Raw genomic sequence first — 18,575 nt, 5'->3', positions numbered from 1 at the left:
AAAATTTTAAGCCATTATTCTTCATTTTTTAAGGCTTAGGTCGCCTTTTTAGCCAGCAATATATGGGATAATGGTCGCTTGTGGCAATTTTATCATCAACTTTGCAACAATAAGGTTTCCAGTCGTCTGAACACATGATATTGTCGATTCTCACATAGAAGCCCGAGTTGTGATAGCTGATACCCGGACCATTCCCTGTCGCAATATAACAGTCGACAAGGCCTTCTGCTATCGTGTTGTGGGTATACGACAGCGGAGAGTCGTTGAAATCGCCCACACAGATAATACTTTGGTAGTTGCGCTTCTTGATGAACTGCCTGACAGCCTCTGCCTGGGGTGCACGAATCTTTGCGGCAACAGAAAGCTTGTCTATGAGCCGGTATGACTCGTGCCTGGCACTGTCGCCTACCATTTTCCCTTTCATCATCATTTTGAAGTTTGCCTTGTCAGCAGCTGAAAGCCCCATGGTTTCCAAATGGTTATTGACGACAACCACATTCTCCCCGCGTACATTCAAGGTGAATGCGGCAGAATGATTCCCTACTGACTTATAAACGATTTTCTCCTTTTGGACGATAGGAAAACGACTGTAAATCGCAAGTATGTTTTCTCCTTTCTTCATGCAGGATGTGTCAGAATACTCATACATCCCCCCTATCACCTTATCCAAATAGGCTCGGGTCTCCGAAGGGCACGAAGCCTCCTGCAAACAAACGATGTCCGCCTTCTGGCCCGCAATATACTGTATGATGGGATTCCCCCGGCTCTGCTCTTCCCAATATGCAAACCCCCACACATTATACGACAATACTTTAATGGCATCATCTGGCACTTCGCTCGGAACATTCAGGGGAATATAGGCTCTGACGGGTTGATAACAAAGGATAAATCCCACGAGGGGTATCAACGCATATTTCAGTTTGAAGACTATCCAGAAGATTAAAAAAGCAAGATTGAGAAGCAAAAAAATCGGAAAGGCTAAATTAAGATTCGACAACGAAGCATGACTGGCAGGATTCAGATGACCCGAATATCCTATTAACCACATTACCAGAAGGGTGGCTATATTAGCACCCGCCACCATCTGCAGCGCAAACTTCTTTATTTGCTTAAACATTATCGGTCGCTGTGTTCAAAAAGCTTCTGCTTCTCTTCACTTGTCAAGCTATCGTAACCACTCTTGCGAATCTTGTCCAAGATGCGGTCAATTTCTTCCTGCTCTTGCTTCTTCCGCACATTATAATCCTGATCGGAACCGGCTCGCGTAGTCGTATTCCTTGAGCCTTTATGATTCCTTTGCTCCCATTTGTTTCGCATACTGTCAAAAATTCTCTCCCCGTTCGAGCGACCATATCCCGACGCAGGATGCTTCTTCCAATAAAGAATCATCAGATATCCGAAAAGCATACCTCCCAAATGAGCCAAGTGAGCCACACCGTCGCCCTGAGAGGCAAAAGCCGACACAAGCTCTATGCCCGCATACAAGAGTACGAACCATTTGCCCTTGATTGGAACCGGCAAAGGGAAAATAAAAATTCTTTCATCCGGAAATATCATGCCAAAGGCCAGCAAAATGCCATATATCGCACCCGAAGCCCCCACCGTAGTCCACAGATTGAGATAATCTCCCATGGCAATGCGCCGACCATATTCAGTAACAACATATTGATAAGCAGCAAAATTCTCTACCAGATAGGTGCCATACTGAGCCAACTCTTGCATTAGTCCAGCTCCCAGGCCGCAGGAAATATAATAGAAAAGGAACTTCTTAGGTCCCCATACCCTTTCTACGACCATGCCAAACATCCACAAGGCAAACATATTAAAGAAAAGGTGCCCCCACCCACCATGCATGAACATATAGGTGAACAACTGATAAATATGAAAATCGGAAGCCATGAAAAAATGCAGACCCAGGATGTCATTGAGAATGAATCCTCCACTGGCATTCGTCCCATACAACAATGTTACCAAAAACATCAATACATTGCAGATAAGCAAATTCCTTGTTACTAAAGGTATATTCCGCATATAGAGTAATTCCGTTTAATCATCAAACACTAAAAACAGCGACAAAATTACAAAAAATATCCCGTAATCAACATAAAAAGGGATTTCAAACACCTTTTTTTCGAGGATTTCTTTATTTTTCTTGATTTTTTGTTTGTTTTCTAAAATCTTTAACTTATATTTGTGCAGAAATATGACATCTAATCATTAATTAATCATTTAATAAATCAAAATTATGAACAAGTCAGAATTAGTTGCAAAGATTGCAGAAATTGCAGGGTTAAGCAAAGTAGATGCAAAGAAAGCATTGGATGCTACAACAGAGGCCATCAAGGAGGCCCTGGTTGCTGGTGACAAGGTACAGCTCGTAGGTTTCGGAACATTTGCAGTAGCAAAGCGTCCTTCTCGTGAAGGCATCAATCCTGCTACCAAGGCAAAAATTAAGATTGCTGCAAAGAAGGTAGCTAAGTTCAAGGCTGGTGCTGAATTGGCTGACGCTGTTAAGTAATAGCAACAATAATTTAGAACTTTTCTTTGATATCCCCCCGAAAGGCAATTATTTACCTTTCGGGGGGAATTATGTATATTCCCATCTATAAATACGAACCTCTGAAATTTATGTATAGGAGTTCGAATAATGCCATAGCATCAAAGAAGCAGAAAATTCAGATTTAACATGCTTTTCCCCATGTGATAAGTTTAGAGAATAACCAGAACCTATACTAAGTCATACATCCCATTTATAAAAGCATTAAATCGAAATTGGATGAAATGAGCCCGGTATTTTACCGGGCTCATGATTTAGAGTTTAATCATATCTAGCTTTCGACATTTATGTTAGGGCACAGCCTCTTCCACTTGAATATTTATCTAATAGCTATCTAATTCCAATAAGGATTCCCTTGACGCTCCTGCTGTGGAATTTCCCAAGTATAGTGGGATATAGGCTTCATGCTCCAATGATTAGCACCACGAACAGGAACCGTTCCCCAACGCTTTTGATTGAAGAAAGCCCAATCTCCCTCTCCCCACATTTCAATACGCCATTGCAACCTTACCATATCCAAAGTCGACATAGCATTCATCGTGTTGTCGCAGGTCATGGTTGGTCTATGAGGTAAAGTACGCGCCGCTAATAGCCTATTCAACACAGTCTTTGCTTCGGCTTCTTGTCCATTTTGCGCATATGCCTCGGCTAACATTAACAGAACCGCAGATGAGCGATAGTAAATAAAATCTGAGACACTGGAGTGGTTAGCATGATTGGTATAGCCAATGGCAGAAGTTGCGGCCCACTTTAAGTTGGTGTATGCGGGAATATCATAGGTATACCATGTAGAATCTCCATTTTCATAAGAATAAACAGAATAATTCTTAAATGGCTTTGAAAGGAAACAAGCCTTACGACAGTCATTATCAGACATGGCATTATAAAGATTCTGGTCTATTTGATAACACTTGTTTAGACGGCTCTTCAATGTGTTAAAATACTCCCAATACTTAGAAGAAGCACCTCTTGCCTCCCCGAAAATAGCTTCTGGATTTTTCTCAAGATTGAAGAAGGCGTTTTTTTCTGCATTGTAGTCAGAACCTATCCATCCCTTATTCTTGTCCCGCGCAGCCACAGATGGAAGCAAAGATTCGTTCATTCCATAATCTTCTGCCTTAATAAGATTAGGATAATGAGTCAGTAAGTCTGTGGCTGCTTCAATAACCGTAGCCCAGTCTTTCATATCTAAAGCCACACGGGCACGAATATATTGGGCAACAGCACAATCCACATCGTGGATTTTATCAGCATCATTACCAATGGTATACCCACCCACTCCAATATCTGAAGCCTTAAAACACTCTACTGCAAATTTCAGAGAATCTTTTAACCATTTCCAAGTTTCCTTTACAGATAACGGCGGTAAAGGATCATTATATGCATACTTATTATAGATGGGCCAGCCTTGTTTCGTATCCGAAGTAACATCTTGCAAATCTGTCCAGCGCTCCATTAGCTGCATGTATCCCATGGCCTTAATGGTAAGGCAGCGAGCCTTATAGCCCTTTTGCAATGGTGTCTTAGCATTAATCAACCAGTCTAACGGTTTCGTGGCTGCCGCGATCTTCAATACCGGTCCTATATAGTACCCATAGTTTTGCTCAATCTGATCATTTTCCCAATAAGGCAGATTATCATGATTCTGATAGAATAAGGTGTAACTACCTTTATCACTCTCTCGCCCTTCTATTACATCACCCGATTGTACGAAACGCCTTAATTCAAATGAGGACTCATAAGCATTGCTATTAGAATAATTCCTATTCATCTTTGCATCGTAAAGATTTACATAGTTTGGCATAGCATTGACCATGCCGCCTAATACTCTTTCCGTATTTTTATCAGATTCTTCCTTATACTTGTTTATTTCTTCGTCTGTGAATTTATTCGGATCCGTAACATCCAGACGAGAACTGCAAGCCACAAAAGACAATCCAAGAACCGTAAAAACGATTACATTCCTATATATCTTCATATTCTTTATATTTAATTAGAACTCAATATTCAAACCAATCGTAATGGTCTGCATTTGTGGATAGGCCATATCCTGCACTTCCATACCACCAATTGTAGAAACAGTTGGATCAAGTCCTTGCTTCTTAGAGAATAATAACACATTATCAGCAGATACATATGCACGCAACTTACTAATTCCTATTTTTCTTATAAGATTTTTGGGAAGCGTATAGCCTAAGGTAACATTTTTAATGCGGAAATAGCTAGCATCAAACAGAGCCATATCTGTATAATTATATCCACCAAAACAAGATCCGTCATAATGGAGAGATCCCACGCTGCTCTCATTACCTTGGAACCATTGCATCGGAAAATAAGCGCCTGTATTATCAGGAGTCCAGGTATTACCTACCAAGTCATTCGACGGAGGCATGCTTTGCCTTACCAAGTCTGAGCCCTTATACAAATTATTTCCATATTCCGTGGAGAAGAACTTTCCTCCAATCTGATAAGCAGCTACGATACCCAAATCTATGTTACGCCAACGGACAGAAGTTGTTATACCGCCCATAAAATCCGGAGTAGCACTGCCCACCTCATAACGAGAGGCATCAGAATAGGCAGTAGTCTTCACATCTTCTCCCTGTTTATATTGCTTATAACGCCCATTATGTGCATATGCCCCGGTCTCTTTGTCTGGAGTTACATCTCTATATGTTACGCGATGCCAATACATTGGCAACCCTGTCTCCTGATCAACACCTGCATATTTAAACATATAAAGATTAAAGAGATCCTTTCCTTCACCACGTAAATAGAAAATACCTCTGCCGCCAACAAGACCTGTACCTGCGGTTAGCATCGCTTCATTGTTAGCGGTCCAACAGCCTTTAGGGAGATCAATGGTCTCGTCCCAATAAGGAATCTGGCTTGCAGGAACTTTTACCAATATAGTACGATAATGGGTACCATTGAGCCCAACGCTCCAAGTCCAATCTTTTGTACGAATAATATCAGCATCCAGCTCAAACTCAATACCAGTATTACGAAGCTTCGCCGAATTCTTGATGAGTGTCTCATTCCCCGCATTTGCCAAAGGAGATACTATCTGGTTATAAAGAGAGTTTGTGGTCAAGTGATTATAGTAATCAATAGCACCAGTTATGCGACTATTAAGGAAAGAGAAATCAACTCCTATGTCAAACTGGTGAATATTTTCCCAAGTAAGGTCATCACGCACAAGTTCACCGGAATTTACTACGAAAGTCTTAGGAATACCAGTTCCATTGGTAGAGGTCTGCCAGGCGGCGACACCATAGTTCCATGTGTGATTCAAGTAATAAGAGGTCAGCCCGTTAGAGTTACCCGTTACACCATAACTTACGCGGAGTTTAAGGTTATCCAGCCAATCCTTGGTGTTAGCCATAAAATTCTCTGAAGAAATCCTCCAACCTGCTCCTAAAGACCAGAAGGTACCCCAGCGATTATCCTTTGTAAACTTAGAAGATGCGTCGCGGCGGAAAGATGCTGATGCATAATAGCGATCTGCATAGGTATAATTTGCACGGCCAAGATAAGACTCTGTACGAAACTTAGCTAATGACCATCCTGGATTGGGGAAAGCCGGAATATTAGAATAACGGCTTACAAAGTTACCTGGAATCAGATAGCCCGGAATCATTTCATAGGCAGCCCCAAAGTTCACATCCTTCCTATCGAGATCCTCATACTCATGACCAATCATTGCATCCACATGGTGTTGCTTTCCAAAGTCCTGAGAGTAAGATAACAGCTGCTGTGTATTGATAATACGCCGACTATAAGTCAGAATACCGATACCACCATTGGGCGCACCACGACCGGCAATACTATTCATGTAACGAGTACGACGCCAGTTGGTTTCATCCATATTAAAATTCAAGTTGAACTTGAAATATTTCAAAAAAGAAAACTCCGCAAACAAACGACCCGTCCACAAGGCAATATCCTGACGATCTTGATTCGTCTTAGCTTCATAGATAAAATCACGAGTCCATGCAGAATAAGCAACATTATCAGCCCCTAAAGGAGAATAGGATTTATTGGCAATATTCAAAATCGCATCACCATTTGCACCATACATTATTCTTCCTTCTTTATCTCTCTGATATAAAGGAACTATGGGAGTCCATCCCTTTACATACATAATGGCATTACCTGAAGCCGCACCAATCTGGCGGGGACCCCAGCGCCCAGCCTGAGCATGAGTCTTTGTATTAGAATAACCGATGTTGGCACCAACCTTCACCCAGTCGAATAATTGTGCATCCATATTAGCACGACCATTGTAACGACGGAAATCATTATACTTCAAATAAGAAGGCTCATTCTGATACCCCAGAGAGAAATAATAATGCATTTTATCTGTCCCGCCGCTTGCCGACAAGTTATATTCTTGTCGAAAGGCATGTTTAAATAAAAGGTCTTTAGCTGTATCATTATAAAGCAGTCTAGCCGCAGGATTCAGTCTACCCGTAGCAGGGTCTATCAAATACTCACCACTCATTGTAGAACTTGATTGTGTGCCAGTACCTGTATTGGTATAAATCGCTCCTGGTAGATCGTAAGCCATATTGTTACGCAGCACATTCATCTGGAAAGCTGTTTCACTGTTATTATAATCAAATAAATGCTGGCTGGCAAATAAGCGCGCTTCTTCATCTGTGTGATTTGGATTCTTTACATTAGTATAAGGAAATCCTTGGGCATCAATACCTGGCAAGCCTGTTCCGTTCACACCATAGCGATAGGAATTATAAATGCTCTTCCAGGCATATTCATAATAAGTAGCCGCATTGTCTATGGAGTTTACATTATAGTCTCCTATGGAATTCCAGCCCCAGCGGCTCTCGAAAGTAATCTTAGCCTTACCGCTCTTCCCTTTTTTCGTGGTAATCAATACAACACCATTAGCGCCACGAGAACCATATAGTGCCGTGGAGGCTGCATCTTTTAAAATAGAAATAGAGGCAATGTCGTTAGGATCTAACTGCGACAATGGGTTTTCCCATTCTGAATTAGTTTGTTGGGCAACACCATCAATTACAATCAGAGCTGCTGAACTATTTCCGTTCGTAGAACTTACACCACGGATACGCACCGCCATATCGAAACCTGGCTGACCATCCACTGCCGCCACTTGAATACCAGGGGCTGCACCCTCCAATGCACGAGTTACGGTGGTCGTATTCTGAACCTGAATGTTCTCAGGCCTTACAGATGTCATGGAGCCTGTCAGGTCTTTCTTCTTCTGAACACCATAAGCTACCACAACCACTTCATCTAAAGCTTCAGCATCTTGAACCATCCTTACAGCCACAGAATTCCCAACTACGGTTACATCCTGCGACTTGTAGCCCACATAGCTCACGGAGATCTTGGATTCCTGATTAATCCTCAATGTGAACTTTCCCTCTATATCGGTAACGGTTCCGTTCGAGGGATTTCCCTTCTCCACCACCGTAGCTCCCATTACGGGCTGGCCAGTCTCGTCGAGGACCGTACCCGTAACTGTCTTTTTCGCCTGTTGCTGGATGGCAACAGTTTTTTTATTAGCATTGCTTTCCGCTGCTGACATACATATTGGAGCCAGCAGGAACAAAGAGGCAGCGAACAGGTTTTTCCACTGTCTCCTCTCCGGCAAACCGAATGAACGATTCTTCAAATTCTCATCCATAAATTATCACTTTAGGTTAAACAAATATATTGGTTTCACAAGATTCCCATATTTAGTAAATTAAAAAATCATAACATGTCTGTCATGGTATTATTTATAAATTAATCCATTTTCTGTTAGCGCTACAAACATACAAACTTTTTCGCATAGTTTACAACTATTTCACTCTTTTTTAATTTGTATCCTAAAAAAAAGCAGTTGAAAAGGCACAATTTTTTTGCGCAAAATGTTGATTACTTAAATACTCCTCCATGATATCGCTATATCATGAATAAAGAACAAGTCAGAGCTTTTTCATGACAATGAACCATTATGGAAAGAATGCAAAGAACAGATAGGGGAAAACAGCCACCCACAGAATCCGGGATCAACCTTGCTCGCTTGGCACCTAAGAAGGTGCACTCCTTTATTAGATTTATGTTGTAGAATTCTTAAAAGAAAGTTCCACACAACATTGACGAACAATGAAATGCGGAACCAATCTGTTGTCCCAGGCGGATTCGAACCACCACTGACAGAACCAAAAACTGTAGTGCTACCATTACACCATAGGACAATCTGGGTGCAAAGGTAGTGGATTTTTCACCCACTACCAAATTTTCGACCCTTTTTCTTTATTTAACGGTAATGAGATAATAGTTTTTCTTACCCCTCTGCACCAATAGATACTTACCATCAATAAGGTCTTCCGCCGTAACAAGACGATCAAAAGACAGAAGCTTTTCCTTATTCAGCGACACACCACCCCCTTGTACGAGTTTACGCATTTCTCCCTTGCTTTGGAATATTTTAGCTTCATCAGTGGCGAAGAGGTCTACTGCCGGGCGCCCAAGCTGCTCTTTGGAGATGTCGAAACGGGGAACTCCGTCGAACACATCAAGTAAGGTTTGTTCATCAAGCTGCCTCAGACTGTCTTTTGTTGCCTTTCCAAAAAGAATGTTAGAGGCCTCGATGGATGCCTGCAGGTCTTCCTTGGAGTGAACCATGGTGGTAATCTCTTCTGCAAGTCTTTTTTGCAAGACACGCCGTCCTGGGTCCTGGCTATGCTCGCCCACGAGAGCTTCTATGGTTTCCTTGTCGAGCGAAGTGAATATCTTGATGTAGCGCTCTGCATCTTCATCGCTTACATTCAACCAGAACTGATAGAACCTATAAGGTGTTGTGCGATCACGGTCGAGCCAGATATTACCACTTTCCGTCTTTCCGAATTTTTTTCCGTCAGACTTGGTTATCAGCGGACAGGTGAGCGCGTAGGCCTCAGCCTCCTGGCCGAGAGTTCGGCGAATGAGCTCTGTACCTGTCGTCATATTACCCCATTGGTCGTTTCCCCCGAGTTGGAGCTTTACTCCATGATGCTGATAAAGGTAGAGAAAGTCGTAGCCTTGTAGGAGCTGATAGGTGAATTCTGTAAAAGAAAGTCCGTCGCGAGCCTCACCGTTGAGTCGCTTCTGCACACTGTCTTTTGCCATCATGTAGTTTACCGTGATATGCTTACCCACTTCACGAGCAAAATCAAGGAAGGTGAAGTCTTTCATCCAGTCGTAGTTATTCACCATCTCGGCCTTATTCGGCCCGTTTCCTTCAAAGTCAAGGAACTTCGAAACCTGCTTCTTTATGGCTTCCTGATTATGGTAAAGTGTTTCTGCATCCAGCAAGTTGCGCTCCTGGCTCTTACCTGAGGGATCGCCAATCATGCCTGTTGCTCCGCCCACGAGCAAGAAAGGCCTGTGCCCACAACGCTGCAAATGACGAAGCATCATGATACCGCACAAATGACCGATATGCAATGAGTCGGCGGTAGGGTCAGTACCTAAATAGGCTGAAACGAGTTCTTTCTGGAGCAAATCTTCCGTACCTGGCATGATTTGGGCCAGCATACCGCGCCATTTCAGTTCTTCTACAAAGTTTTTTGTCATCGAATCGTAGATCTTTTTATTTTTATATTCTTGTTGACGGGGCCCGGCATGTCCGGAAACTTACGGCACGGGGTCATATCCCGAGCCACCCCATGGATTACATCTTAAGATTCTCCAAACGGCCAATACAAGCCCTTTTACAGGACCATGCTTCAATAAAGCCTGACGAGCATATTCCGAGCAGGTCGGCGTAAATCGGCACGAGGGAGAAGTGTAGGGAGTGATAAACTTCTGATAAAATCTGATTGGAAGTATGAGCAGCCATGTCAGACTTCTCGAAATCCAGTGAACAAGTCTCGGATTCCTCATAATTTTTCACTTAAACGGGTCAAGAGTCCTATGACATTCTGTTCTACCCTGTTTGTAGGATATACCTTATTGTCGAGCCAGACAAGCGCCATGACAAGCTGTCGCGCATCCATATCCGGCCTTTGGATTATCAGAGCCTTGTTCTTGCGATAGGCCTCGCGAATCTGCCGTTTTACCCGATTGCGCTTTACGGCATGCTTGAGACATCGCTTCGGGACGCTCACAAGCATCATCGCCGATGGTTCCTCCACTGTCTTCCGCTCCTTCAGCATATATACCACTCTTATAGGATAGCTCGTCATAGCATGGCTTTCTCCTCCCGTAAAGAGTTCGTCTATCAGCTTCTTGCTGCATATGCGCTCTTCCTTCTTCAGTATGAGAGCTCCCGGCGCAGGCATATTTTTTATTTCTTCCTTTTCTTGAGATAAGCATTCAAGGCGCTCGACATCGAAGGATACTCCTTTGAGGGAGCCTCTACATCAGGGTGAAGCCCCTCTTCCGCGACAGTCTTTGTCGTGGCCGGACCGAAAGCCGCAATCTTGATATCACCCTGCTTGAAGTCCGGGAAGTTCTTCTTCAGGGCCTTAACGCCCGTGGGGCTGAAGAACACGAGCATGTCATAGTTAAAGTTGTTCTTCTCCTCTTCCGTGAAATCATTGCTCACGGTGCGATACATCACGCATTCCTCATGATTCAGTTTCTTCTCGTCGAGCATGTTTTTCACATCATCATTGTGAACGCTACTCATAGGGACGAGAAACTTCTCTGCCTTATGCTTTGCCATGATAGGTACGAGATCGTCGATCTTACCTGTATTGCCGAAGAAAATCTTGCGTTTACGATACTGCACATACTTCTGGATATAGAGAGCTATGGTTTCGATGACGCAGAAGTACTTCATGTCCTCGGGAATCGTTATACGCATTTCCTTGGCGATTTTGAAGTAGTTATCGATGGCATGACGCGAAGTAAACACTACGGCCGTATAATCAAGCAGGTTTATTTTCTGCTGGCGGAACTCTTTTGCAGACAATCCTTCCACTTTAAAGAAAGGACGGAAAACGCACTGAACGCCATGTTCTTTCTCCAAGTCATAGTAGGGCGACTTCTCACTAGAAGGCCTTGGCTGTGAGATAAGGATCTTCTTAATCATCTTTCTGTATTAAAAATTTATTTTCAAATAACTGTTTATCGTAATTACAACTCCCCACAATGCAAGCATTGGAATTATTTCAAGCGCACAAAAGTACAAAATATTTTGCAAAAAAGAGCTTTTCTTACGGAAAAAGATGATATATGTCTTATAGAAGGTAAGCATTTTTACAAAAACTAAGAGAACAATGGCATAAACCACCGTCGTTTGCATCGATACTCCGAAAAAAGCCTGAAGCACGACAATAGGAAAAAGGGCGACCCCCTCCATCGATACTATAAACAAAAATGACTTCAGCCATTGCACATTATTTCTCCTGTCGAAGAATACCCATCCCGTGAACCAGTAAAGGAACACCTTCAACAGGAAATAGGCAAATCCGATGCCCGTATAGATTGCTATGACCGGATATGGAGCCAGCATGAAGGCCTCGCCCACATAAGCGTTGCTATAGAAAAAGAAGAAAAGAGCCAGAAGTAGATAGGTCTGCAGCACCAGGAATACCTGAAAGCGAATCTCATTGGCCGTTTCAGGAATCTGGGTTACATGCTCATGGGGAACGAAGAAGAAGTTCTTGGCCTGCCGGGAGATGAACTTTCTGGACTGTGAGAAGGCCACCAATGCCAGGACGAAACAGCCTATCAGTAGGCTCGCAAAGAAGTTATCGTTGGCAATGGCATAAGGAATCGGGTCGCCGGAAACACCAAGACGCCCCCCGGGGAGTTCCGGATGAAAGAGTGAGTCTTTCATGAAAAACGACTCTTTATAATAGGTGGGTAGCCCAATGTCGCGGACACTCTTACTCCGAGGATGACCCGGCAGATGAAGCGTGTCCGGCATCTGGCTCCAATGAATCTCCGAAGGCTTGACATGCAGCTGTATGGCAGAGTCCATCTGGGCAGGAGTCGCATTTTCCGGCAACCAACCTACCACCTCGCGGGGGGTAGGCTGGCGGCGATGCTTGACAGGCCGGGGCACTTCTTTCCCGAGCCCGGCTTCGCCCGTATGACCCAATGTGGTGGAGTCTGCCTGCTGTATCATAAGCCGAAAGCCTTCCTGATATCCTCTACCCTGTCGAGTTTCTCCCAGGTAAAGAGCTCCACTTCCATCGTCCTCACCTGATGGTAGAGACTTGTAAAGGTTTTCCTTACCACCTCGTTCTTACGCCCCATATGACCATACGAAGCTGTTTCGAGATATATTGGCTGGCGAAGCTTCAATGCACGCTCGATGGCTTTCGGCCGGAGATCGAACATCGTGCCTATCTTCTTTGCGATTTCTCCATCTGAGAGGCCCACATGACTGCGCCCGTAAGTGTTCACATAGACGCTCACAGGCTGTGCGACGCCGATGGCGTAGCTGAACTGGACCAGCATCTCGTCGGCAACACCGGCCGCCACCATGTTTTTAGCGATATAGCGGGCAGCGTAGGCAGCGCTGCGGTCCACTTTCGAAGGGTCCTTGCCTGAGAAAGCTCCGCCACCGTGGGCGCCTTTACCCCCATAAGTGTCAACGATAATCTTGCGCCCCGTGAGCCCCGTATCGCCGTGAGGCCCGCCGATAACGAACTTTCCCGTGGGGTTGACCAGATACTTGATGTCGTCGTTGAAGAGCGCAAGCACCTTCGCGGAGTGAATCTGAGCCTTCACGCGAGGGATAAGGATGTTGACGACATCCTTCTTGATTCTCTCCAGCATGCGCTCGTCGTCGCTATCGAATTCATCGTGCTGCGTGCTTACCAAGATGGTATCGATGCGCCGCGGGATATTGTCGTCGCTATACTCCACGGTAACCTGGCTCTTTGAGTCAGGCCGGAGGTAGGTCATCACCTTGCCCTCCCGGCGAATGTCGGCGAGCGTTGTCATGAGCAGATGAGCCAGGTCGAGCGACACGGGCATATAGTTCTCGGTCTCGTTGACGGCATAGCCGAACATCATGCCCTGGTCTCCGGCACCCTGCTCCTCCTCTTCGGCACGCTCCACGCCACGGTTGATGTCGCCGCTCTGCTCATGGATGGCAGTCATGATACCGCAACTGTCGCCGTCAAACTGATACTCCGCCTTGGTATAACCAATCCGGTTGATGGTGCGGCGGGCAATGGCCTGGAGGTCAATGTAAGCCTCCGACCGCACTTCGCCCATGATAACCACCTGCCCAGTGGTAACAAAGCTCTCGATGGCACAATGCGCCTTGGGGTCGTAAGCCAAGAACTGGTCGACCAATGCGTCGCTGATCTGATCGGCAACCTTGTCTGGATGCCCTTCTGAAACGGATTCTGATGAAAATAAATAACTCATTTTTCCCAAACTTTTTTTAAGTGGAAAAACACCAAACGACCGTAAAATCTTTTTCTGGATTTTGCAGTTTTAGCATTTTTTAGTGTGGTTGCAAGCAGCCAAATTCTTCCACAAGTGTTAAACCAATATTCTAAAATCGTCAGCAAAGATACTGTTTTTTTCTGACTTCTCCAAATATTCAGAGGCTATTTATCAAATCCGAGACATCAAAAAGAGGATCGGCGGAAGTCATAAGGAAAGCCCATGCCGGTCTGGCACTTCCCCTCCCGCAGAACAGGAAGCCAACGACAGCATGACAAAATCGGCGAGATTGTCTGACGAAATCGCCGAAATCGTGGGACAAAATCGCCGATTTTGTCATCCTCCTGACGGCAAACAGAAAGGCCGGAAGACAATTCCTCCGGCTATTTCGTATAAACTAATTGGGCTGATGCTGTACCTGCGCCAGACGCTAAAGGCCTCCAGCTTTCATCTGTTCTTGACAAAGAGCTTCCGCCAAATCCACACACAGCCGGCAAATACCATCAATATCAGGAGTACCAAGCCCATTGCCTTTTCCTCATCCAATGCATAATAATGGCCGATCAGCCTGCTTAAGCAAGTACAAGCCGTAACCGTCAGACTGCCCAGGAAGAAAAAGGCCACCCTCTCTCTCTTGACTTTCTCCCCCATCTTCCGCAGCCAAAACCTTGCCAACACGAGATATGCACATAGCGCCATATAAATGAGCGTAAGGCCAATGACAAGCCATAAGGCAAGGTTCTTGAGATTGATCAACAACAGAAACATGAAAACCACATATCCGGCCATCAGAAAAACCGACAGTAGACACCTTGATTTATCGTGGCCTGTCAAGTCGTAGTAGTTCTCCTCCAATGTGTCCCACCACCGGGTATGGAAAATCACGACATAGTTACAGGCTACAAAAATGAGGTTTAAGAGAAGTATTAACTGCATTTCGTTTTTGTTTATTATTACTTTAATTATGGATTTGCCGCATCATAACTACTACAAATTCCACCAAATATGCCATTTGCAAGAGCAACCTCAACATTGACTGTATTCTCTACAAGAAACTCTATAGCTCCTGAACTCGCAAAGCTACCAGCAAATCCGAACGCATCAGTTTTTATAATATCCCAACTTTTTTTCAGAAAGACATTCATATCCGTATCATCAAAAACCAAGTTTAACCCAGACATTTTTCCCTTACAAGCATTAGTTGTTACCAAAATCACCATCTTCACTATTTGACTCTACAGAAGAAGAATCTTCCAACATATCAAATGATCTCGTTCTTCTAATTCCATAACGATGAATCATTTTCCGCTTTGACTTGCCATGCTTGTTGAAGAAATTATATTTATAGCTGGCTTTGGCAATTGCACTTGTACCTAACAGCATTGCTCTATCGACCACAGGCAAATTGCCATCTTCTATTATTTTTTTATCAATTATAGAAAACATATAAGCTAAAGCAACAGTATCACAATGCTGTATTTCTATGGCTGCCTTTATCTCGCGAAGCAAAAGTTCACAATGTTCTGAGAAGCCAATATTAGTTTTCATCATCTTTATCAGTTTTCAATTAATACCACAAAATTACTCTTTTTTCTAATATACCTATACTTGGGGGGAGAAAAAAACTTATAAAATACGCATTTCGGGGAAACTACAAGTTTACTTTTCCCAGGCCTGCAAGGAAAAGAAAACACTTATCAATCCTGCAAAATCGCCGATTTTGTCATCCTCCTGACGGCAAACAAAAAGGCCGGAAGACAATTCCTCCGGCCTTTCTGTATAGGGTTGCTTTCCGAAAACATTATTCCTCCGGCAACATAATGACGGTAACCCCGCTGTTGTCCTTTAGAAATTCGGCCACAAAGGCAGAGATGCTTTCCGGAGTCTGGCCCTCGATGGCCCTCTTGCGAACCTCGTAGCTGGAATCGATGCCGTACTTGCGCTGCATACCGATGATGCCTTGCCAGAAGCTGTTGGTCTTCAGGGAAGTCTCCAGCTGCTTGAGCATGGCTTTCTGCACCTTCTCGAGGATTTCCTTATCGCAGGTCTTAGCCAGGGCGGGGAGTTCTTCGTTCATAATCTTAATGGCTATGTCCTTCTTCTCCGGTTTCATCGGGCAGTAGCCGACAATCTGGTAGACATGGTAACCGTCGTCGGCCACCGATGCTGCCGCATACGCCCCGCAAGAGTATGCCGCGCTGGCATCCTCACGGATTTTCTTGAGATATATCTGCGAAAGCACTTCTCCCGCGATATCGGTCTTGATACCGTCTTCAACGGTATAAGGCATCTTCTCGTTATACCATACGAAGTAGCTGTTGGCCTTAGGAGTCTCCATCTTGCGGCGGAACTCGTTCACGGTCTTACCCTGATGCAGCTTGCCGATGCGATATCCCTTAACCACCTTGCCCTTCGTAGGCAGTGCGCCGAGATACTGGCAGAGCAACGGACGGATGGTAGCCTCGTCGTAGTTGCCAATGATGGTGAATTCCCACCCTCTGGCCGATGCCGTGCGCTCCCTGGCAATCTCGAGGATTCGGTCGTAGCTGATATTCTTCAAGTCGTCGACCTTCAGGTTCGCCATGCGCGGATTGTGGTCATACAGCGTGGCGGTGAGCGAGTCGGAGAGGGCCGCGTCCGGTTGTTTGTCGCGATTCTTCAAGGCAAGCTCCAACTGATTCACCAAGTTGTCGAACGACTTCTGGTCCTTGTTGATTTTGGTGAAATAGAGATAGGCCATCTGGAGCATGGTCTCCACATCCTTTGGAGTAGACGAACCGCTGATGCCCATCTTGCGATCGCCCATGGTGAGATCGGCATTCGCAATCTTTCCCGCGAGTGCTTTCTGGAGCTCGGTGCTTGAGAAATTTCCCAGACCACTGATGCCGATGACACTGTTAAACACCTTCGTGTTATAGAAGTCCTTGTCGCCATAGAGCGAGCTGCCGCCTTCGCCCTCACCGGAGAGGCGCACTTCGTCTTTCTTATAGTCGGTCTTCTTCAGTACCACCTTGATACCATTAGAGAGCGTAAGTTCTGTGTAGTCGAGCTTGTCGTTCTTCACTTCTTTCTTGATGGTGCCTGCCTTAGGCAGCTGAGCCATCAGGGGCTCGTTCTTCACATTGTCCACATAAGCCTCTACCTTTTCCGCGCGGGCGCCCTGCAGGGCTCCAAGAAGTTGGGATTCCGTAGGATAGACGGCTCCTTCCTTTTCCGGATTGAAACAGAGTACCACCAGATTGCTGTCGCTTGAGGGCACAAGCTCTTTCATATATTCGTTGATTACCTGAACAGGAATTCTCGGAACGAGCTGCTTCATCAGCGGATAGGTATACTCAATGCTGGGCATCGGCTCGTTTTCCAGGAAATTGTCCAAGCACTGCGAGAAGAAAGTCTCGTTCGTGCGCTTGTCCTTATTGCTGTAAACCTTGTCAAGCCCGGAAAGATAATCTTCCTGATAGCGCTGATACTCCGTAGGGGTGAAGCCGAACTCTGCCGCCCGACGAGCCTCTACAAACGCAGCCTTAAGCGCATCGGAGATCTTTTCCGGACTCTTAGGAGCTACTCCTAAGGTAAAGGCGTCCTTGGTCTTGGAGAAGAGATAGGTTCCGTCTCCGGCACTGGCACTCACGAATGGGCACTCCGGCTGCTGCGCCGTCTCTTTCATGCGATTGTTAAGCATTGACATGGCTGCCCCTTTCGTATAGCCTTGCATCAGGTTAACGATCGTGCTCTTCAATGAGTCTGGGAACACATCGTGCTTGAACATAAGCTCGGCAATGACCTGACGCTGCTCCTTGTCCTTCTCCACAATAACGATGGGAGTAGGCGTGTCTGGCACTTCTACATCTACAATGGGAGCTGGATTCTCTGGATTCTTGATGCTGCCGAAGAATTTCTTGATCATGGCTTCCGTATGGTCTACATCCACATCACCGATAACGATGATGCCCTGATTAGTCGGATGATACCACTTCTCGTAATAATCGCGCAGCTCCTTAGGCTTGAAATTGTCTACGACGCTCATCAGTCCGATGGGCATACGCAGTCCATACTTACTGCCGGGATAGAGTTTTGGTAGCGCGCGCTCGAGCATTCGCTGACTTGCGCTCGACCGCAGACGCCACTCCTCGTGAATAACGCCACGCTCTTTGTCTATCTCCTTAGGGTCGAGGGTCAAACCGTCGGCCCAGTCAGAAAGAATGAGCAGACAGGAATCGAGTGTGCCCTGACTGCCGGTAGGCACATTGCTGATGTTATATACGGTCTGGTCAATACTGGTATAGGCGTTCAGGTCGGATCCGAACTCTATTCCGTGAGCACGGCACCACTCAATAACGCCGTTACCCTCGAAATGAGTCGTGCCGTTAAAGCACATATGCTCCAAGAAGTGAGCCAAGCCGCGCTGGCTCTCTTCCTCCTGCAAAGAACCCACTTTCTGGGCAATGTAGAAATTTGCGCGATGCTCCGGCCAGTTGTTGTAACGAATGTAATAGGTAAGTCCGTTGGGAAGCACGCCCTTCCGCACTGCCGTATCGGCAGGAATGGTCATGTCCATCTGCGCCCGGGCAGAGCCAGCCACAAAGATCAGAACTAATACCAAGAGGTCTCTTAGTTTCATGTTTACTATAATTTTGAATTAAACAAT

15 protein-coding genes and 1 tRNA gene are annotated in these 18,575 nt (G+C 45.2%); 1 reads left to right on the top strand and 15 read right to left on the bottom strand.

The window, feature by feature from the left end; all coding sequences use genetic code 11:
- Positions 1-28: 28 nt before the first annotated feature.
- Together C7120_RS04425 and C7120_RS04420 are read right to left on the bottom strand one after the other, a co-directional pair.
- On the bottom strand, positions 29-1,117 hold the full coding sequence (locus C7120_RS04425) for an endonuclease/exonuclease/phosphatase family protein (RefSeq protein WP_107620521.1): 1,089 nt from the start codon (positions 1,115-1,117) through the stop codon (positions 29-31).
- Complete coding sequence (locus C7120_RS04420) at positions 1,117-2,031, bottom strand: rhomboid family intramembrane serine protease (protein WP_107620520.1); 915 nt, start codon at positions 2,029-2,031, stop codon at positions 1,117-1,119. The genes C7120_RS04425 and C7120_RS04420 overlap by 1 nt, the downstream gene beginning before the upstream one ends.
- Before the next feature lie 214 nt (positions 2,032-2,245).
- Between C7120_RS04420 and C7120_RS04415 the strand changes: the two genes are divergently transcribed.
- On the top strand, positions 2,246-2,518 hold the full coding sequence (locus C7120_RS04415; RefSeq protein ID WP_107620519.1) for an HU family DNA-binding protein: 273 nt from the start codon (positions 2,246-2,248) through the stop codon (positions 2,516-2,518).
- 373 nt (positions 2,519-2,891) lie between these two features.
- Here C7120_RS04415 and C7120_RS04410 read toward each other — a convergent pair whose 3' ends face one another.
- From C7120_RS04410 to C7120_RS04350, 13 genes are all read right to left on the bottom strand, one after another.
- The gene (locus C7120_RS04410; protein ID WP_107620518.1) at positions 2,892-4,535 is read right to left on the bottom strand and encodes a RagB/SusD family nutrient uptake outer membrane protein; all 1,644 of its coding nucleotides are present in this window, start codon (positions 4,533-4,535) and stop codon (positions 2,892-2,894) included.
- A gap of 15 nt (positions 4,536-4,550) precedes the next feature.
- Positions 4,551-8,231, bottom strand: a complete 3,681-nt coding sequence (locus tag C7120_RS04405) for a TonB-dependent receptor (protein ID WP_107620517.1) — start codon at positions 8,229-8,231, stop codon at positions 4,551-4,553.
- A 485-nt stretch (positions 8,232-8,716) separates the two neighbouring features.
- Positions 8,717-8,787 (bottom strand) — tRNA-Gln (locus C7120_RS04400).
- Positions 8,788-8,845: 58 nt separating this feature from the next.
- Positions 8,846-10,147, bottom strand: a complete 1,302-nt coding sequence (gene tyrS / locus C7120_RS04395; protein ID WP_107620516.1) for a tyrosine--tRNA ligase — start codon at positions 10,145-10,147, stop codon at positions 8,846-8,848.
- A gap of 60 nt (positions 10,148-10,207) precedes the next feature.
- Complete coding sequence (gene yidD, locus C7120_RS04390) at positions 10,208-10,456, bottom strand: membrane protein insertion efficiency factor YidD (RefSeq protein ID WP_107620515.1); 249 nt, start codon at positions 10,454-10,456, stop codon at positions 10,208-10,210.
- Positions 10,453-10,854 (bottom strand): ribonuclease P protein component, encoded by a 402-nt coding sequence (locus C7120_RS04385; RefSeq protein ID WP_107620514.1) that lies wholly within the window; start codon positions 10,852-10,854, stop codon positions 10,453-10,455. The genes yidD and C7120_RS04385 overlap by 4 nt, the downstream gene beginning before the upstream one ends.
- Positions 10,855-10,859: 5 nt before the next feature.
- Complete coding sequence (locus C7120_RS04380; RefSeq protein ID WP_107620513.1) at positions 10,860-11,609, bottom strand: uroporphyrinogen-III synthase; 750 nt, start codon at positions 11,607-11,609, stop codon at positions 10,860-10,862.
- A 9-nt stretch (positions 11,610-11,618) separates the two neighbouring features.
- Entirely contained in the window at positions 11,619-12,650 is a 1,032-nt protein-coding gene (locus C7120_RS04375; RefSeq protein WP_107620512.1) for a DUF4271 domain-containing protein, read from the bottom strand.
- Positions 12,647-13,906 (bottom strand): methionine adenosyltransferase, encoded by a 1,260-nt coding sequence (gene metK, locus C7120_RS04370; RefSeq protein WP_107620511.1) that lies wholly within the window; start codon positions 13,904-13,906, stop codon positions 12,647-12,649. The genes C7120_RS04375 and metK overlap by 4 nt, the downstream gene beginning before the upstream one ends.
- A 468-nt stretch (positions 13,907-14,374) precedes the next feature.
- Positions 14,375-14,863, bottom strand: coding sequence for a hypothetical protein (locus C7120_RS04365; protein WP_146154196.1), 489 nt, complete (start codon positions 14,861-14,863; stop codon positions 14,375-14,377).
- Positions 14,864-14,889: 26 nt separating this feature from the next.
- A complete protein-coding gene (locus C7120_RS04360; protein ID WP_146154195.1) occupies positions 14,890-15,147 on the bottom strand; it encodes a hypothetical protein in 258 nt (85 codons plus the stop codon).
- A complete protein-coding gene (locus C7120_RS04355; RefSeq protein ID WP_107620508.1) occupies positions 15,125-15,478 on the bottom strand; it encodes a hypothetical protein in 354 nt (117 codons plus the stop codon). Before C7120_RS04355 ends, C7120_RS04360 begins: the two co-directional genes overlap by 23 nt.
- A 250-nt stretch (positions 15,479-15,728) precedes the next feature.
- A complete protein-coding gene (locus C7120_RS04350) occupies positions 15,729-18,548 on the bottom strand; it encodes a pitrilysin family protein (RefSeq protein ID WP_107620507.1) in 2,820 nt (939 codons plus the stop codon).
- Positions 18,549-18,575: the final 27 nt, after the last annotated feature.

Origin of the sequence: Prevotella sp. oral taxon 376 (genome assembly GCF_003043945.1) — a bacterium.
GTDB lineage: Bacteria > Bacteroidota > Bacteroidia > Bacteroidales > Bacteroidaceae > Prevotella.
The sequence above is the reverse complement of the archived record's forward strand: the minus strand, read 5'-3'. Positions and strand labels throughout refer to the sequence as shown.